This window comes from Leptospira ognonensis, from assembly GCF_004770745.1.
Lineage (GTDB): Bacteria > Spirochaetota > Leptospiria > Leptospirales > Leptospiraceae > Leptospira_A > Leptospira_A ognonensis.
The window spans coordinates 431,651-447,392 of sequence record NZ_RQGD01000034.1; the positions used below are offsets into that span (position 1 = coordinate 431,651).

General features: G+C 41.7%; 19 protein-coding genes. 13 read left to right on the forward strand and 6 right to left on the reverse strand.

The features are described 5' to 3' along the window. Positions 1-15 precede the first annotated feature (15 nt). On the reverse strand, positions 16-636 hold the full coding sequence (locus EHQ58_RS12520; protein WP_135624215.1) for a TetR/AcrR family transcriptional regulator: 621 nt from the start codon (positions 634-636) through the stop codon (positions 16-18). Positions 637-723: 87 nt separating this feature from the next. Between EHQ58_RS12520 and EHQ58_RS12525 the strand changes: the two genes are divergently transcribed. Next, positions 724-1,407 (forward strand): YdhR family protein, encoded by a 684-nt coding sequence (locus tag EHQ58_RS12525; protein WP_135624216.1) that lies wholly within the window; start codon positions 724-726, stop codon positions 1,405-1,407. 1 nt (position 1,408) lies between these two features. After that, positions 1,409-2,434, forward strand: a complete 1,026-nt coding sequence (locus EHQ58_RS12530) for a zinc-dependent alcohol dehydrogenase (protein WP_135624217.1) — start codon at positions 1,409-1,411, stop codon at positions 2,432-2,434. A gap of 16 nt (positions 2,435-2,450) precedes the next feature. Here the strand turns inward: EHQ58_RS12530 and EHQ58_RS12535 are convergent, their stop codons facing one another. Genes EHQ58_RS12535 through EHQ58_RS12545 form a run of 3 tightly spaced genes read right to left on the reverse strand, consistent with a single transcriptional unit; the run spans position 2,451 to position 5,163 of the window. Continuing rightward, positions 2,451-3,359 carry a hypothetical protein gene (locus EHQ58_RS12535; RefSeq protein ID WP_135624218.1) on the reverse strand — a complete coding sequence of 303 codons (909 nt, stop codon included), beginning with the start codon at positions 3,357-3,359 and terminating at the stop codon, positions 2,451-2,453. Between the two features lie 53 nt (positions 3,360-3,412). Further along, positions 3,413-4,519: a helix-turn-helix domain-containing protein gene (locus EHQ58_RS12540; RefSeq protein WP_135624219.1), complete on the reverse strand. Its 1,107-nt coding sequence runs from the start codon at positions 4,517-4,519 to the stop codon at positions 3,413-3,415. A 17-nt stretch (positions 4,520-4,536) separates the two neighbouring features. Then, positions 4,537-5,163, reverse strand: a complete 627-nt coding sequence (locus EHQ58_RS12545; protein WP_135624311.1) for a TetR/AcrR family transcriptional regulator — start codon at positions 5,161-5,163, stop codon at positions 4,537-4,539. Positions 5,164-5,245: 82 nt separating this feature from the next. Between EHQ58_RS12545 and EHQ58_RS12550 the strand changes: the two genes are divergently transcribed. Then, positions 5,246-6,835, forward strand: a complete 1,590-nt coding sequence (locus EHQ58_RS12550; RefSeq protein ID WP_135624220.1) for a phytoene desaturase family protein — start codon at positions 5,246-5,248, stop codon at positions 6,833-6,835. Positions 6,836-6,879: 44 nt separating this feature from the next. Here EHQ58_RS12550 and EHQ58_RS12555 read toward each other — a convergent pair whose 3' ends face one another. Beyond that, positions 6,880-8,079: a multidrug effflux MFS transporter gene (locus EHQ58_RS12555; RefSeq protein ID WP_135624221.1), complete on the reverse strand. Its 1,200-nt coding sequence runs from the start codon at positions 8,077-8,079 to the stop codon at positions 6,880-6,882. A 120-nt stretch (positions 8,080-8,199) separates the two neighbouring features. Here EHQ58_RS12555 and EHQ58_RS12560 point away from each other — a divergent pair, with 120 nt between their 5' ends. After that, positions 8,200-8,766, forward strand: a complete 567-nt coding sequence (locus tag EHQ58_RS12560; protein ID WP_135624222.1) for a DNA-3-methyladenine glycosylase I — start codon at positions 8,200-8,202, stop codon at positions 8,764-8,766. Positions 8,767-8,768: 2 nt separating this feature from the next. Here EHQ58_RS12560 and EHQ58_RS12565 read toward each other — a convergent pair whose 3' ends face one another. Continuing rightward, positions 8,769-9,398 (reverse strand): hypothetical protein, encoded by a 630-nt coding sequence (locus EHQ58_RS12565; RefSeq protein WP_135624223.1) that lies wholly within the window; start codon positions 9,396-9,398, stop codon positions 8,769-8,771. A 362-nt stretch (positions 9,399-9,760) separates the two neighbouring features. Here EHQ58_RS12565 and EHQ58_RS12570 point away from each other — a divergent pair, with 362 nt between their 5' ends. From EHQ58_RS12570 to EHQ58_RS12610, 9 genes are read left to right on the forward strand one after another with little or no spacing between them, the layout of a single operon-like run. Further along, positions 9,761-10,036, forward strand: coding sequence for a Smr/MutS family protein (locus tag EHQ58_RS12570; protein ID WP_135624224.1), 276 nt, complete (start codon positions 9,761-9,763; stop codon positions 10,034-10,036). Next, a complete protein-coding gene (gene cimA / locus EHQ58_RS12575) occupies positions 10,033-11,562 on the forward strand; it encodes a (R)-citramalate synthase CimA (RefSeq protein WP_135624225.1) in 1,530 nt (509 codons plus the stop codon). Before EHQ58_RS12570 ends, cimA begins: the two co-directional genes overlap by 4 nt. Before the next feature lie 3 nt (positions 11,563-11,565). Then, positions 11,566-12,135: an aminoacyl-tRNA hydrolase gene (gene pth, locus EHQ58_RS12580; RefSeq protein ID WP_135624226.1), complete on the forward strand. Its 570-nt coding sequence runs from the start codon at positions 11,566-11,568 to the stop codon at positions 12,133-12,135. Next, positions 12,132-12,737: a YqaA family protein gene (locus EHQ58_RS12585; RefSeq protein ID WP_246047348.1), complete on the forward strand. Its 606-nt coding sequence runs from the start codon at positions 12,132-12,134 to the stop codon at positions 12,735-12,737. Before pth ends, EHQ58_RS12585 begins: the two co-directional genes overlap by 4 nt. Beyond that, positions 12,738-12,956, forward strand: coding sequence for a hypothetical protein (locus tag EHQ58_RS12590; protein ID WP_135624227.1), 219 nt, complete (start codon positions 12,738-12,740; stop codon positions 12,954-12,956). It abuts the gene before it with no gap. A gap of 28 nt (positions 12,957-12,984) precedes the next feature. After that, positions 12,985-14,250 (forward strand): replication-associated recombination protein A, encoded by a 1,266-nt coding sequence (locus EHQ58_RS12595; RefSeq protein ID WP_135624228.1) that lies wholly within the window; start codon positions 12,985-12,987, stop codon positions 14,248-14,250. Positions 14,251-14,288: 38 nt separating this feature from the next. After that, the gene (locus tag EHQ58_RS12600; protein WP_135624229.1) at positions 14,289-14,666 is read left to right on the forward strand and encodes an NADH-quinone oxidoreductase subunit A; all 378 of its coding nucleotides are present in this window, start codon (positions 14,289-14,291) and stop codon (positions 14,664-14,666) included. After that, entirely contained in the window at positions 14,657-15,217 is a 561-nt protein-coding gene (locus tag EHQ58_RS12605) for an NADH-quinone oxidoreductase subunit B (RefSeq protein ID WP_135624230.1), read from the forward strand. The genes EHQ58_RS12600 and EHQ58_RS12605 overlap by 10 nt, the downstream gene beginning before the upstream one ends. After that, a complete protein-coding gene (locus EHQ58_RS12610) occupies positions 15,214-15,738 on the forward strand; it encodes an NADH-quinone oxidoreductase subunit C (protein ID WP_135624231.1) in 525 nt (174 codons plus the stop codon). The genes EHQ58_RS12605 and EHQ58_RS12610 overlap by 4 nt, the downstream gene beginning before the upstream one ends. Positions 15,739-15,742: the final 4 nt, after the last annotated feature.

Below are 15,742 nucleotides of genomic sequence, written 5' to 3' on the forward strand. Positions count from 1 at the left end.
TCCTGTTTACCTTCCTTAAGTGTTTTCTGCCATGTTGTAAGCGATGATTTCCATCATCTCCTCTTTCATTTCATCAAAATACTTCGCATTGTCAGTCATGACAAAAAATTGAGAATTGCCTTGGAAGATTTTTAGGAATCGTTTTGCCTCTTTCTGTGAGGCAAATGATGGTCCAAGAAATCCTTCGATTTTCTTTCGTTCAAAATAATTTGCTAAGGTTGTTGTCCAGAGCTGTAACACTTCGTTCGCTTTATTTTTGCTCGAAACCGGAATCTCGGAACTACTCATAAATTTTGCAATGGGACAGCCAAAGTAGGCGTGGTTGCGAATCTGACGTTTGAGAAGTGATATCCAGAGATGGATAAAATCTTTAGGTGTATCCGCTTTTTTCATTAGGATTTGCCAACCCTCGTTGAAAGTTTTACCTTGCCAGTCCAAATAGATGGCACCTAGCTCCTCTTTGTCCTGGAAGTAACGGTAAAAGCTCGCCTTATGTGTCGAGGAGACATCGATGATTTGGTTTACGGTAGTCGCATCATACCCTTGACGATAAAAGAGATCGAGAGCCGTAGCGATGATGCGTTCTCTAGGTCCTAAACTTTCCAAATAGATCTTCTCATTTTTTTCTCGTTCCATGAAAAAATGTGTAGACTAATTAGTCTATATAAAATTATTTCAGAGCATATCGGATAGACCAAATAGTCTATCCGTAAGGAAGTTTCTATGTTTTTTAACAATAAAGCCATTGTGATTACGGCCCTGGCGGCTATCACTCAGTCTCTGTCTGCGGTATCTCTCCCCGTGAAAGGAAAAGTAATCACTATGACCCGGGTCACGGCCCCATGGTATGCCCCAAAATTCCTAATCAAAAATGGAATGAAAAAATCAATTCCTGAATATGAAGCAGTGAAGGGACTCACTCGGAAGATATACTCGATAGAAGAAGGAACGGGATTTTTTGGCGGTATCTACTTATGGGAAAATGAACAAGCAGCAAAGGAGTGGTTCAATCAGGCCTGGTTTGATCGCGTAAATTCAAAGTATGGTGGAGACCATAAGGTGACAATTCTGAAAGCGATTTACGCTTACACCTTAGATTCCGAACTTGCCGAGGAAGTCAAAGAAAGGTGGGTCGATGTGAAATCCTATAGGATCGGAACTGAAGGGACAACGAACCTTCCTAATTATTTTGAGGGCAAAATGGACGGACTAAAAAATCAGTCTGGCTTTCTATCCTTTTGGGTGGCAGAAGTTTCCTCAACATCGATCCAAGTTTTCTCCGTTTGGCAGGACCGTAGCAGCCTGGAAAAAAATTCCCATCAGGATTTGATAAAACCAACTTGGACAGTGGAAGCAAATATTCTCACCGAGTCGCCTATCATCCTAAAAAATGATTTAAGGAACTAATATGGAGCGTTTAGAATTCATCAAAAAGAACACATTGGAATGGCGCGAAGTTGAAAAGCCTCGGATCACAGAACCAAACCAAGCCATTGTTCGTCCGTTAGCTGTTTCAAGGTGTGATTTGGATTTACCCATCCTCCGTGGACAGACTCTCTTCCGGGCTCCTTTTCCAATAGGACATGAATTTGTAGGTGAGATCCTCGCCCTCGGGGAAGGAGTGGCCCATCAATTTCGAGTAGGTATGAAGGTAGCCGTTCCCTTTCAGATTTCCTGTGGTCATTGCCAGCCCTGTACAAGTGGTAAGTCTAAGAGTTGTTCATCGGTACCTCATGCTTCCGCTTTCGGTATGGGGAAAAGTGGAAAAGCTTTTGGTGGGGCGCTTGCCGATGAAGTTCTCATACCGAACGCCATTGCCATGTTAGTCCCTATCAAAGAGACAACGAATCTGATTTCGATTGCTAGCATCAGTGACAATCTAGTCGAGGCATGGAAACTGGCAGGCATTCACTTAGATCAGAATCCGAATCAATCTGTTCTTATTCTTGGTGGTGCTGCTGCAAGCATCGGACTCTACACAGCCTCACTTGCAAAATTTATGGGATCTCCGGATGTTCTGTATGTAGACATGGACCAAACGAGATGTGCATTGGCAGAAAAAATGGGAATTAGGACAGAACACTTAACAACATATCCAAAATCATTTACGAAAAAATTTGATATTGTGGCAGAAGCAACTGGTAGCGAATCAGGTTGGATGTGTGGACTTCGTTCGCTCGAGGTGGACGGCTTTTTTGGATCCGCTTCGATTTTTTGGACGAATGAGTTAAAAATACCATATCTGGATTTATACAATTCGGGAGCAAACCTACATATTGGCCGTGTGCGCTCCCGGGAATGGATCCCAGAAATCCTCCGCCTCGTGGAGGAGAAGGGTTACGATCCTTCTCCCGTTGTGACAAAAACTGCGAAATGGAAAGATGCAAAAGAAGCCTTTATCGAGGAAGCAACAAAGCTTGTGATCGTTAGATGATCACAAGTTAAATTTTCTATTTATAATTTTTGATATCTGTTAAACTATCGCTCTTGAACATGATGTTAGATTCTGATTGTAAATACGTTTGAAGGAATGTGACTAGAGCGCTTGTTCCCGTGTTTGCGTAATACATGACACAGGTTGAATTCGAACAATGTTTCCCATTCGACGTGTCTTGGTGGGAGCTTGAAAGTGAAACACCTTTATTTACCAGACCGAGGGCATGACCCATTTCATGGATCAGAGTGGATTGTTCTACATAAACTCGAGTGGCCGTCGTAGCAACTCCAGCAGTAAACGCTGTGATAACAGGCTTGAAAATAAACAAGTAAGGAGTTCCTGTAATATTGATCCCGATTGTGTTTTGGTTGCTCTCTCCATTTTCGTTATCGTATCCATTCAGAAAGGCGACAAAAAATCTGCCTGTGTCAGCGCTTGAAGTAGCTTTTCTATATGTTTTGGCGAGATTTAATAATTCAGTAATCGTCCAGTTCGTTTTATTTTGGGAGGTAATGGTGTCCATATTGGACGTTGAATTCGGTATGGTAAAGGAGACGGATTGTCCTCTATTCGAAAATATTTCGATTAAATTGTCTTCTAGTATTCCCCAAACAGTTTTCGTTGTAGCTGTTGCCGGATTCGTAAAGCTACCTGTATACGGTTCCGCTCCGGATTCGTATAGCACCTGTAATTCTAATTTTTTCATGCTAGAATAGTAGGTTGCCACATTATCATAATCGGATGTCCCGTTAGCCGCATTGGCTGCCGTTGTAGATGAAATTGAGGCGGCAGTCAGCTGTCTTTGTAAATATAGAAGTAGAAATGAATTTTTAATTCCATTATCATCTTTTGTATCGGAACCATTGCAGCCTAGATTCAGAGTGAGGAGGAGAAGGAAAAGGGTAAGCTTTTTGAAACGCATGGATGTTCCTTTTAAGTATACGAATTAGGAACATTTTAATGCATTTTATCTGCCTAGTCGTCCAAGCCGTTCGTCTTGGACAATTTTTTCTTAAATTCTGTAGGCGTGAGTCCTGTACTTTGTTTAAAGACTTGGTTGAAACTGGATTTAGAATTAAAACCCGAGGCATAGGCAATTTCTAAAAGATTAGCCTTTGTATTATTTGTCATTTGCCGTTTCGCTTCAAGTACCCGGTACATGGCAACAATTTGATAAAATTGTTTTTGTTCGATCGTATTTAAGTATTCTGACAGTTGGTGGTTAGAGATATCCAACAGTTGGGCAAGGCGACTCAGCGAAAGATTTTCATCTAAAAAAACTTTTTCCGTTTCAAAAAGATGTAAAAATTTTCCTCGGATCAATTCTAGATTTAAATTTGTTAGCTGTGATTTTCTATATTTTTTTTCTAGTAGTACCTTCTGTTGTATTCCTTGGAAAAAATCTGGATTTCTTTGTTTTAATAAAAAAAAGAAGCTAAGCATAAACCCACTATAAATAGAAACACTTATATGAGCGAAGAAACGATCAAAGAGCAGAGTTAAAAACAACATGACTGGTAATAAAAGACTCCAAAAAGAAGCGATAATAAAAAAAAGTCTTAATTTAGGGTCGCTTAAAATGACATTCAAGGTTAAATTTTTTAAAACACTTATTAGTGGTGTGAGACAAAAGTAAAATAGAGAAGTTATTGATATCACTACACCGCAACGCACATGGAAAGGGATTTCTGCGATATGGATTTGTCCCACATCCTTTAGGCTGAGATCAAGCGTCGTATCTCGAAAGTAATATGGAAAGACTAGGACAATGACAAGGAGAGCCGGAATGAATTTAAATCTAAATTTTTGAAATGGTTCATACATTGCTTCAAAGGTAATAAAAAGGTATCTTTCTACTATGGGGCCCAGGAAAGCGAGAAATGGCGTCGGGATGAGAAAAAGATATTTGAAATCATAGATTGCATTGGAATGCATTAGATAAGAATGAATAAAAAAACAAAAAGCTGTAAGATAGATATAACTTAGTAAAAAGATTTTCTCATCTTTGGCGCGAATGACAAGCTCACCTAAAAAGAAAAGAAGAGAGAGGAAGGAAAAAGAAATGAGTAAAAACAAGACCATCTTCTAAATTTTCTTGCTTAGGCCCGAAGTTTCAATCCTAAATATAAATGTTCTATCATCTCCTTAGTCATCCTCCTAGCATCTTTAAGTTCTGCATTTCGAAACATCACCTGCTTACCAAGAAGCAGTATCGCAATTCCGTGCACCATGGTCCAGGCGGCCATCGCTGTCTGCTTCTCATTTTCCGATTCTAGAATTCCGGCTTCTTTGCAGTCTGAAATGATTTTGATTAAAACATGAAAGGTCTCTTCCTCCGCTTTCATAAGGGAAGAAAACTTGGAATGGTTCTGGATCTGGTTTCCATACATGATCTGGAAAAGATCTGGATTTTTTAAAGCGAATTCAACATAAGACACTCCTGACTCTCTGAATTGCAAAAGAGGTTTTCTTCTGTATTTGAGTCTTACCCTCTCGAGACTCATCCCCAGTAGAAGAAAACCTTCCAATGCCACATCTGCGAGCAAAGCCTCGACGTCTTCATAATGTCTATAAGGTGCCGACTGGGAGACGCCCGCAATCTTTGAAACCTTTCTGAGTGAGAGTGATTGGTATCCTTCTTCTTTTAAGAGGGTCAGGGTGGCAGCAATCAATGCTTTTTTTAGATCACCATGATGGTAGGAATGTTTTTTAGGTGGCTTTTTCATGTTGACGGTTATTACATTGATTTGCATTCTGACAAGAATCAATGTGTTCATCGTTAACATTAGTTGGATAGGATAGAAGTCAATGCAAAATGAAGCTATAGAAGATAAATATGATGTGATCTGTATTGGATCGGGTATGGGGAGTTTGACAGTGTCGAGTTTACTCTCTCAATACGCGGGGAAAAAGGTACTGGTAATCGAAAAACATTTCCAGGCTGGCGGGTATACTCATGCGTTTGCACGTAAGGCAAATAAATTTCATTGGGACGTCGGTATCCATTATGTTGGCGATATGCACGAGACTGGATTTAGCAGACTCTTAATGGATAAGATCACGAGTAAAAAAGTCGTTTGGCAAAAGATGCCAGAACCGTTTGAGAAGTTTGTGTATCCTAATGGGACCTTTGATCTATACGGCAATGAGGAAAAATTTAAATCTGATTTGATAAGTCGCTTTCCCGAAGAAACCGATTCGATACAAAGATATTTTAAAGATTTACATAAAGCAGCTGCCCTTTTTGGAAAATCCATTATGATGAAGTCATCGACTCCTGATCTAAGAGCGTTTAAAGGACAATTGGAAAATTCGAATATTGAAACTCTCAAAGACTATTTGGATTGTTATTTTAAAAATGCAGATATTAAAGCTGTTCTTGCCTCGCAATGGGGAGATTATGGCCTGCCTCCTAGCAAATGTCTTTTTGCAACACATGCGGCGCTAGTAGTTCATTATTTTAATGGTGGTTATTATCCTGTTGGTGGAGGCGGAAAAATATTCGAAAGCGTGGAACCAGTAATCAAAGCGAATGGTGGAACTGTCCTCAATACAACAGAAGTGACAGAAATCATCATTGAACAAGGAAAGGCAATCGGAGTCAAAACTCGCTTCCTGCGCGGAGAAAAACCAGAAAGAAACTATTATGCACCCATCATTGTTTCCTGTGCTGGCGCCTATCCGACTTACATGAAATTGGTGCCAGATTCTGTTCCCATCGTTTTCCGAAAGAACCTCCAAGACTTTTATAAACGAGAAAAAATGGCGACGAGCATTTGTGTTTATATGGGGCTATCGGAGAGTCCCGCAACTCTCGGCTTTAAGGGCGAAAATTATTGGATCTTTTCTTCAAATGACCACGAAGCGAATTTTAGTGAAAGAAACGAATGGCTAAAAAACTTTGGAGAAATCCGAAACCTTTATATGTCCTTTCCCAGCCTCAAGGATGCCGACGCCAAACACCATACAGCTGACATGATCACCTTTACTGATTACTCACTCTTCGAAAAGTGGAAAGACTCCCCTTGGAAAAAGCGAGGAGAAGAATATGAGGCTTTTAAAAAGAAGATTGCCGACACGGTCGTGGAAACGATTGAAAAACGTTTTCCTGGTTTTAAAAAAATCGTAGAATACATCGAAGTTTCGACTCCTTTGACCAATGAGCATTTCACTTCCCATCCAGATGGTGCTATCTATGGTCTCGCATGTGTGCCGGAACGATATGATAAATCAAAGTCTCCTTGGTTTGAGGTCACGACTCCGATAGAGGGATTATACCTAACAGGAGCAGACGCTGGTGGATCTCCAGGCATCGCAGGTGCTATGATGGGAGGACTTGCGACAACCTTAAAAATCCTGGGCAGTCGAGATCTTCTCAAAAAAATCCTGAAAGAGTGAGCCCGTGGTGTCGTGATGACAGAACAAATCGATTTGATATGTTTTTACGAGGATCGGAACTTAGGATCAAAGATTCTCGTAAGGATTGCCGAAAGACAGCTCATGACCAAAAAACCGATGGTTACAGGCATTACCGTTTGGTCATACAGTTGACCGATGGTGGTTCCAATAATCATCGACAAGATGGAAGATACGGACCCAATGATGGCCGAGGCGATCCCCGCTATGTGGCCCATGGGTTCCATTGCCAGGGAATTAAAATTTCCAAACAGAAGCCCAAAACAAAAAAATAAAATGGCAACGTAAGGCAAAAACATCCAAAGTCCAATACTGACAAACGACTGGAGGCTTAAGAACAAAAACGAGCTAATGATAATTCCAATGGTTGCACGTTTGGTTATATAATGCATTCCCCACTTTTCAACTAACTGTGAATTGAGTAGTGAGGCGATGCCGAATAAGAGTGCTAAGCCTCCAAAATAAACCGTAAATAGTTTTCCCGTTTCGAACTGGACCTGGAAAATTTGTTGGGATGAATTTAAGTATCCAAAGAAGCTACCGAAAAATAATCCCATACAGATCGTATATGTCATCGTTATGCGATTGGATAAAACTTCTCGAAATCCATCTATGATGTTTGCCGCTTGAAATGGAATTCGCTTTTCCTCGGGCAAAGTTTCTTTGAGCCTAATAAAAATCCAAATGCCGATGAGTATCGAATAAAGAATATACATGAGGAAAATAGATCGCCATGAGAAAAGAAGTAAGATCATTTGACCAAGGCTAGGTGCAAGGGCCGGCACCAGAATAAAGATCATCATGACTATAGACATGATCTTTGCCATTTCGCGCCCTTCAAAACGATCTCGGACCACAGAAAATGCAGAGATATAAGGAGCGGAGACGCCGAGACCTTGGACCCATCTACCGAAAAGAAGCGCAGGAATTCCGTTCGCAAAATAGCAGATCGTTGAACCGACAAGAAAGAGGAAAATACCAGAAAATAAAACCTTTCTGCGACCAGTGGCATCAGATAAGGGACCGCAAATGAGCTGGCCCATGGCCATACCCAAAAATAAGGCGCTAATGATGTATTGGCCTTCGTTCGGATGAGAGAAAGGAATCTCCTTTGCAATGTATCCCAATGCGGGAAGGAGCGCATCGACAGAGATGGCAACGATGGACATCAAAAAGGCAATGATGATGATAAATTCGCGAGTTGAAATCTGCATCGTTTTGTTCATAAGGTTGCGTTCGTTTTTTCCATAAATAAGAATGATTCCTATTTCGAAAGCCTAATTCTATTGTTTTGTTAGTAGAAGACTTGCCTTCCGTACAAAGGCTATAAGACAGTAACTATTCATATGAAAGAAAAAAAAAGGTGTCCTTGGTGTTTGGGATTTGCGGAATACATTCAGTATCACGATGAAGAGTGGGGCGTGCCAGTTCATGAGGACCAGAAACACTTTGAATTTTTAGTTTTAGAAGGGGCACAAGCAGGGCTGAGCTGGGCAACGATTTTAAAAAAACGGGAAGGCTACCGTAAAAATTTTGCCAATTTTGATCCAAAACTAGTGGCTCGTTTTACAGCGGCTCGCATTGAAAGAATATTACGCGACCCGTCGATTGTTAGGAATCGCCTAAAGGTTGTTTCTTGTGTAGAGAACGCAAAGTTATTTATAGAAATCCAAAAAGAATTTGGCTCCTTTGATGCCTACATTTGGGGCTTCGTAGGTGGAAAGCCTCTCAAAAACAAACGCCAAACAATGAGTGAGGTTCCGGCAACAACAAGAGAATCGGATGCACTGAGTCAAGATTTAAAAAAGCGAGGCTTTAAGTTTACGGGTAGCACAGTCATGTACGCTCATATGCAAGCCTGCGGTCTGGTGAATGATCATTTAGTTAGTTGCTTTAGATACAAACAAGTGTGAGGTTACTTGTTTGGGTGCTCATGCCAGATCATAGTAGATTTTCCGGTTAACTTATCTAAGTTGTACTTTTCGGCACCGCCATTTTCATGCGAAACGACAATTTCGTAAAAAGATTCAAATTCTGTAATATCTGTTTTGTCATTTTTGGCAAAGGTATTCAAAAAATCTTTTAACTGCACAGCGGTTGCCTTTGGCTGCGAGTCGGTTATTGTTAAAAACATTGCTTTTTTTAGATCCGTTATGGGAAAAAAATCTGGATCCAAAATCAATTTTCGAACTGCAGACAAATTCTCGGAGCGACTTCCATTTAAGTAGTAACCTGGTTGTTTGTTTCCATATTGTTTGTGTGGGCTTGCTTGTAATTTATATTTGGTAACCATGACCTTTGTGATCTCTGCACCGAGTACGGCTTTCCATCCGGAAGGCTCATGGATCAGTTCGAAGATATGCCCCGCTGACGATTCTTCACCATTTTCTGTCACATCATGGTATTCTCCGATGTACCTTCCATCGAGCCAGGCAAATCGTAACAGGGATCTGTCTATATCTCCCTCTACTTCTAGAAGGTAGGTTCTCGTTTCTTCGGTCACACTGATCTTAATTACGGAGGTCTCTTTGCCATCCTGTTTCACACTCCATTTTCCTACCAAACCCGGAATTAAAACGAGTGCGTTAACATTAAAAAGACGGCCTTGGAAATGCTCACAGGAGAGAGGCAGAAACAGGATCAAAAGGCAAAGTGGGAAGTTTCGCGACAGAATGTGCATGCATTAAGTTTTTATTCAACGAAAGGTTCTGTCTTCTCTCTTTTTTTTGTTTTTTGACCGCGCAAGTGACAGAAGCGTAAATCCTTTGCTTCGGCAAAGATTGGAGCGAATGGCACGGTCGGTTGGTTCGGAAGAGGCGCCAAACACATAACAAATCCGATGCGCCCTGGTTCTGAATAATTCCCTGGACAGAAGAGATGCTTTTGTGAGTCTAATCTTTAGACTGTATGCGCACCATCACCATCAGACAAATGAGATTTGAAGAGGCACGGATCAAATTGGATCGAGAGATGAACGACGCCTTTATGGCAGGGGAAGCCTTTGTTGAAATCCTGCATGGGATCGGTGAAGGTATTTTGAAAAGAATGGCGATTGACTATGTGGAGTCCTGCGATTTTCTGAAATTAGTAGAGCGAGATCCTATGATTCGGACCAATCCAGGAACGACCCTCGTGGAAGTTCTAGCTCCCTCGAAAGAATACATAAACCGATTGCGCAAATGACAAACGTGAATGAAAAAATCCAGATTTTAGATGTGACTCTCCGTGATGGGGAGCAGACCAATGGTGTCTCATTTTCCTGGGAACAGAAATTAAATATAACCAAATTCTTGCTATGTGATCTCAGAGTAGATCGGGTCGAAATTGCCAGTGCTCGGGTTTCCCCAGGTGAATTTGCCGCTGTGAAAAAAATCATAGAATGGTCTAAGGCAGAAGGCCTACAGGATAAGATTGAGATCCTTGGATTTGTGGATATTGACAAAACCGTAAATTGGATGAAGGACACCGAAGTAAAAGTGCTCAACCTTTTGACAAAAGGATCTCTTAACCACCTAACGAACCAGCTTAGAAAAACGCCAGAAGAGCATTTTGAAGACATTCGAAAAACGGTAGAAAATGCAAATGCAGTGGGCATCACTGTCAATGTCTACCTCGAAGACTGGTCGAATGGATATCTCTTTTCGAGAGACTATGTCATACAATATTTATCTACTGTTTCAAAGTTCCCGATCAAACGATTTTTTTTAGCAGATACTTTAGGAGTCATGTCTCCCGAAGAAGTAAGAACTGCTATCTCTGATCTGACCCATCTGTTTCCAGAACTTTGGTTTGAATTTCATGGACATAATGATTATGATTTAGCAGTTGCCAATTGTTTGGAAGCAGTGAAAGCAGGGGCCAAGGGTTTGCACGTTGCTGTCAATGGCCTCGGTGAGAGGGCAGGGAACTCTCCTTTGGAAGCAGTTGTCACTGCCTTACATGATAAGACAAATTTTAGAACTACAGTAGAAGAAAAAGAAATTACCAATGCGTCTCGGTTAGTCGAAGTATTTTCAGGAAAACGTATCAGTGACAATCGACCCATCGTAGGAGAAGATGTGTTTACGCAGACCGCCGGAGTGCACGCCGATGGCGATAAAAAAGGAAATCTATATGCCAATCCCATTCTGCCGGAACGTTTCGGTCGGGCTCGCGTTTATGCTCTTGGAAAATTAGCGGGAAAGGCAAGCATTACAGAAAATTTAAAACAGTTGGGCATGGTCCTCACACCAGAGATGGAAAAAAAAGTTTTGGACCGGGTCATTGAGCTCGGTGACCAAAATAAAACAGTCACAAAAGAAGACTTACGTTATATCATCGCCGACGTCTCTGGTGAAAATCTAGACTCACCCTTTCAAATCAAGGCATGCACCGTGACAAGCGGTATCGGAGTTAAGCCCGTTGCCCATTTGAAAGTTGTGTTTAAGGGCGAGGAATTTGTTTCCGAGGGAGAAGGGGATGGTGGGTATGATGCATTTATGAATGCACTTGGAAAAATCCTGACTAACCTCTCTATCTCGATTCCACCGCTTTACGACTATGAGGTGAGGATCCCTCCTGGCGGAAATACCAATGCCCTTGTCGAAACTGTCATCACATGGAAAAATGAAGGGGATTTACAACCCATACGCACCATCGGTATTGATTCTGACCAGCAAGTGGCAGCGATCAAAGCAACGGAAAGACTGCTACATCTTTTATTGAGTTAAAACATGGAGCATTTGTTAGTTGTAGGTCTTGGAAACCCTGGCTCTCGTTATGCTGGAAACCGTCATAATATTGGCTTTATGATCCTGGATGCCCTTTCTTCAAAATGGAGCCTCAGTTGGAAGGCCTCAAAAAAATGGGATGAGGGGGCAAATACGGACTCCAAATACCGTGTCCACCTCCTAAAGCCCTTGGAATACATGAACCTCTCGGGCAATGCAGTCGCCTCCCTTGCCCATACCTATAAGATTCCTGCCTCTCAAATACTGGTGGTGCAAGATGAAGTAGACCTTCCTTTCGGCAAAATCAAAAATAAGATTGGAGGAGGAACTGCTGGCCATAACGGACTGAAAGATATCGTAACAAAGATCGGATCCAGTGATTTCCATAGACTGCGATTTGGAGTTGGTAAGCCAGAAAAGGGGCACATGGATGTGGCAGATTTTGTCCTACAAAATTTTACTTCGGAAGAAAAAGTAACTTTACCCGATTTGATCCAAGAGTCGGTCAAAAAGATTGAGGATTGGGTGGGTGTAACTGGCAAACTCATAGACAAAACTAAGGAAACTTTATGACCTCAGAGGCACCAAAACATCAGATTGAAATTTCGCAAAAAAAAGAGTTAACAAAATTACTCATACAAACCTTAGTCTCCATCGTTCTCGTTGTCGGTCTTGTTTTCTCTCTGGCGTATTTTTATAGAGCTCCGCTTCTTTCTTATTCAAAAGTTTTTGTGGATGAATTTGGTTATGCTGGACTTTTTTTCGGTATGGTTTTATCAGATAGCCTACCTGCCTTCATTCCTCCTGACGCCTTTTTGATGTTAGCCGTTAGTGGTGGACTTTCACATTTATTCACTCTTGTATGTATGTCAACAGGGAGCATTTTAGGCGGAACGATTGCTTATGTCGTTGGACGTTTTTTGATTCCGCGGTTCCATTTAGGTCGTCAGTTAGTGTTACATTACGAAGATAAATTTTTACCTTACGTTCGAAGGTATGGTTTTTGGGCAGTTGTGCTTGCGGCTTTGACTCCCGTTCCGTATTCTTGGATGGCTTATACTGTTGGAACCTTTAAGATGAAGTATCGATTGTTTTTTTTGGGTTCTCTTTTTCGCATCGTACGCATGTCTGTTTATTTTTATGCCATGCTAGCAGGTTGGGTATCGGGGGCATAGATGTCGGAAGGTCGGTTATTTCCAAAATCGGAAGAGGAAATCATTTTTGAAAAAGTTAAATTTTTTTTTCTTCCGGAACGCACTGCTGCTCTTATTAAGAACATATTGCACGGGAAAGTTTCTGAGAAATCGCTCGTGTGCTGCCATTCTGGTTGTGATGTATGCAATGAGACTATTTACAAATGTTATATGGCAGTCAAAAGAGAGTTAACTCCTTGAATCTACAAATGAATTCGGATTTCGAAAGATGACCTCACTCTTTGGTGAACCTGATAAACAGATTCCTTTGGCCCATAAACTTCGTCCCCAAGACTGGGAGGGATTTTTTGGCCAAGAAAAGGTGGTAAAGCAGTTAAAAAATTTAAAAAAGCCCACCTCTCTTATTTTTTATGGCCCTCCAGGCACTGGAAAAACGACTTTAGCTCACATAATCGTTGATAAATGGTCGCTTCCCAAACGGTTCCTTTCGGCGGTGACAAGCGGTGTGAAAGACATCCGAGAGGTCATTGAGGAATCCAAAAGAATCGGAACCATTGCCCTTTTTATTGATGAAATCCACAGGTTTTCCTCAGCCCAACAAGATGCTCTTCTTCCCGCTGTCGAGGAGGGTGATTTGGTGCTTGTGGCAGCGACTACAGAAAATCCTTCCTTTCGTATCAACCGGGCGCTACTCAGCCGCTCTCAGGTTTTCCAACTGCAAGCCTTGGGCTTAGAGGAAAATCACGAAATACTCAATCGCGCCATTACAAGTCAGGGCAATGGTCGTGAGTTTTCCAAAGAAGCCGTCGATTCGATTTTGTTTGCCGCTAGTGGGGATGCTCGAAAGCTGATCGGTATTTTGGAATCCATCCTTAACCTCCCAGAATCAAACTCGATGATCCAGGCCGGGGATGTAGAGGATTTGTTAGGCGCCAGAATGCTAAATTATGACAAAAACAAAGAGCAACATTATGATGTCATTTCCGCTTTCATCAAATCCCTCAGAGGCTCTGATCCCGATGCTGCACTTTTTTATTTAGCGATCATGATTGAGGGAGGTGAAGACCCTCTTTTTATCGCTCGTAGGCTTGTCGTTTTTGCTAGCGAAGATGTAGGCAATGCGTCTGTCCATGCCCTCCCTCTAGCGATCGCGACCTGGCAGGCAGTCGAGAGAATCGGAATGCCCGAAGCCCGTATCCCTCTAGGTGAATGTACTACGTTTCTTGCGAGTGCACCTAAGTCTAATGCCAGTTATCTAGCGATTGATAAGGCCCTTGCCTATGTTCGAAATGCAAGGTTTACATATACAATTCCGAACCATTTGCGGAATGCTCCGACAGCGACACATAAGGCAGAAGGGGCAGGAAAAGGATACAAATACCCTCATGATTACCCAAACCACTTCCTCCCAGAATCCTATTTCCCAGAGGAATTGAAAGCAGAACCTCCTGTTTTTTATGAGCCGACCGAACAAGGCATGGAAAAGCACCTCCGTGAAAATTTACGAAAACTATGGAGTGGGAAACGATTCTAGCCTTGACAAAGGCAGAATAGAATGAGATTCTTTCTTCAATGGGTTCAGCACCTGATAGTTTTGCACCAATCCTCCTCCAACTCGCTCTGGGAATCGGTTTCTCAGCCGTCATTTTATCATTAGCCTTCTTACTCAACCCCAAAAAGAAATCAAAACCACAAGATACCTTCGAATGTGGTGTGACCTATTATGGTGATGCTCGCGGGCTTTTTAATATTAAATTTTACTTAGTCGCCGTCTTATTTATATTATTCGATATTGAAGCTGTCTTCCTCTATCCTTGGGCAGTGAATCTTATTAATTTTAAGAATGCTGGCCTCGGCGGATTCTTTCTCCTTGAGATGTTTTTCTTTCTTCTGATTCTCGTTGTGGGTCTATACTATATATGGAAAAAAGGAGCATTGGAATGGGACTAACAGACGTTTTATCTAAGCCAGGCGAAATGTTTGGAGATATGTTCCAAGTCGCAAAATTGGAAAATGTAGTACAATGGGGACAGAGTTTTTCACTTTGGCCTTATCCATTTGCTACTGCTTGTTGCGGCATTGAATATATGAGTACTGCCTGTGCAGATTATGACATCGCACGTTTCGGTGCAGAAAGACCTTCCTTTTCACCAAGACAAGCAGATATGATTTTAGTTCTCGGAACCATTACCTATAAGATGGCTCCCGTTCTGCGTCAGATTTATGACCAACTTGCAGAACCTAAATTTGTCATTTCTGTAGGAGCCTGTGCCTCTTCCGGTGGTATGTTTCATACCTATGGTGTGTTACAAGGTGTGGATCGGATATTACCTGTGGATGTTTACGTTCCAGGCTGTCCTCCTAGACCAGAAGCATTGCTTGATGCTTTGATGAAATTGCAAATGAAAGTACAGTCCCAAGGATTGGAAGCTAGACGTCAGGAAATCATGAGAAAGATCGAAGAGATCAACGAAAGAAACAAACCTCTTGTAGTCGCATGAAAGACCAAGTCCAATCTTATCTCCAATCTAACTTTTCTCATTTTCTGATAGAAAATCGAGAGATCCATACAAACCTTCCGTATTTTACTCTCAAACCTGAAGGGATTGTTCCCGTCTGCCTGGCGTTAAAGGAGCACCCTGAGTTCGCATTTACGTTTTTAAATGATTTAACTTCCATTGATTGGTTAGGCAAACATTCGGTTCGATTCGAAGTCGTTTATCTGCTTAAGTCACCTAAAAACAAACATTTTCGCATTCAATTGCGTGTTCCCGTGGAAGAAGGGGAAGCGGTTCCAAGTATCGTATCTGTTTATGCTGGTGCCAATTGGCCTGAACGAGAAATTTTTGACCTTATGGGCATTTCTTTTTCTTCTCATCCTCGACTGGAAAGACTCATTATGCCAGATAATTTTGTAGGGCATCCCCTTCGAAAAGATTATCCTCTCGAAGGTCCTGGGCAGGACTATCTCATCCAAGACTTGTTAACCCTTCACGTAAACGAGGACATGAGCTCAAATTAACGAG

Excerpts from the sequence above, each read along its gene's own strand:
- EHQ58_RS12600 (WP_135624229.1), top strand. The coding sequence starts at position 14,289 with ATGGGTTCAGCACCTGATAGTTTTGCACCAATCCTCCTCCAACTCGCT.
- EHQ58_RS12545 (WP_135624311.1), bottom strand. The coding sequence starts at position 5,163 with ATGAAAAAGCCACCTAAAAAACATTCCTACCATCATGGTGATCTAAAA.
- EHQ58_RS12540 (WP_135624219.1), bottom strand. The coding sequence starts at position 4,519 with ATGGTCTTGTTTTTACTCATTTCTTTTTCCTTCCTCTCTCTTCTTTTC.
- EHQ58_RS12610 (WP_135624231.1), top strand. The coding sequence starts at position 15,214 with ATGAAAGACCAAGTCCAATCTTATCTCCAATCTAACTTTTCTCATTTT.
- EHQ58_RS12595 (WP_135624228.1), top strand. The coding sequence starts at position 12,985 with ATGACCTCACTCTTTGGTGAACCTGATAAACAGATTCCTTTGGCCCAT.
- EHQ58_RS12605 (WP_135624230.1), top strand. The coding sequence starts at position 14,657 with ATGGGACTAACAGACGTTTTATCTAAGCCAGGCGAAATGTTTGGAGAT.
- pth (WP_135624226.1), top strand. The coding sequence starts at position 11,566 with ATGGAGCATTTGTTAGTTGTAGGTCTTGGAAACCCTGGCTCTCGTTAT.
- EHQ58_RS12535 (WP_135624218.1), bottom strand. The coding sequence starts at position 3,359 with ATGCGTTTCAAAAAGCTTACCCTTTTCCTTCTCCTCCTCACTCTGAAT.
- EHQ58_RS12585 (WP_246047348.1), top strand. The coding sequence starts at position 12,132 with ATGACCTCAGAGGCACCAAAACATCAGATTGAAATTTCGCAAAAAAAA.
- EHQ58_RS12570 (WP_135624224.1), top strand. The coding sequence starts at position 9,761 with ATGCGCACCATCACCATCAGACAAATGAGATTTGAAGAGGCACGGATC.
- EHQ58_RS12530 (WP_135624217.1), top strand. The coding sequence starts at position 1,409 with ATGGAGCGTTTAGAATTCATCAAAAAGAACACATTGGAATGGCGCGAA.
- EHQ58_RS12550 (WP_135624220.1), top strand. The coding sequence starts at position 5,246 with ATGCAAAATGAAGCTATAGAAGATAAATATGATGTGATCTGTATTGGA.
- EHQ58_RS12590 (WP_135624227.1), top strand. The coding sequence starts at position 12,738 with ATGTCGGAAGGTCGGTTATTTCCAAAATCGGAAGAGGAAATCATTTTT.
- EHQ58_RS12525 (WP_135624216.1), top strand. The coding sequence starts at position 724 with ATGTTTTTTAACAATAAAGCCATTGTGATTACGGCCCTGGCGGCTATC.
- EHQ58_RS12555 (WP_135624221.1), bottom strand. The coding sequence starts at position 8,079 with ATGAACAAAACGATGCAGATTTCAACTCGCGAATTTATCATCATCATT.
- cimA (WP_135624225.1), top strand. The coding sequence starts at position 10,033 with ATGACAAACGTGAATGAAAAAATCCAGATTTTAGATGTGACTCTCCGT.
- EHQ58_RS12520 (WP_135624215.1), bottom strand. The coding sequence starts at position 636 with ATGGAACGAGAAAAAAATGAGAAGATCTATTTGGAAAGTTTAGGACCT.
- EHQ58_RS12560 (WP_135624222.1), top strand. The coding sequence starts at position 8,200 with ATGAAAGAAAAAAAAAGGTGTCCTTGGTGTTTGGGATTTGCGGAATAC.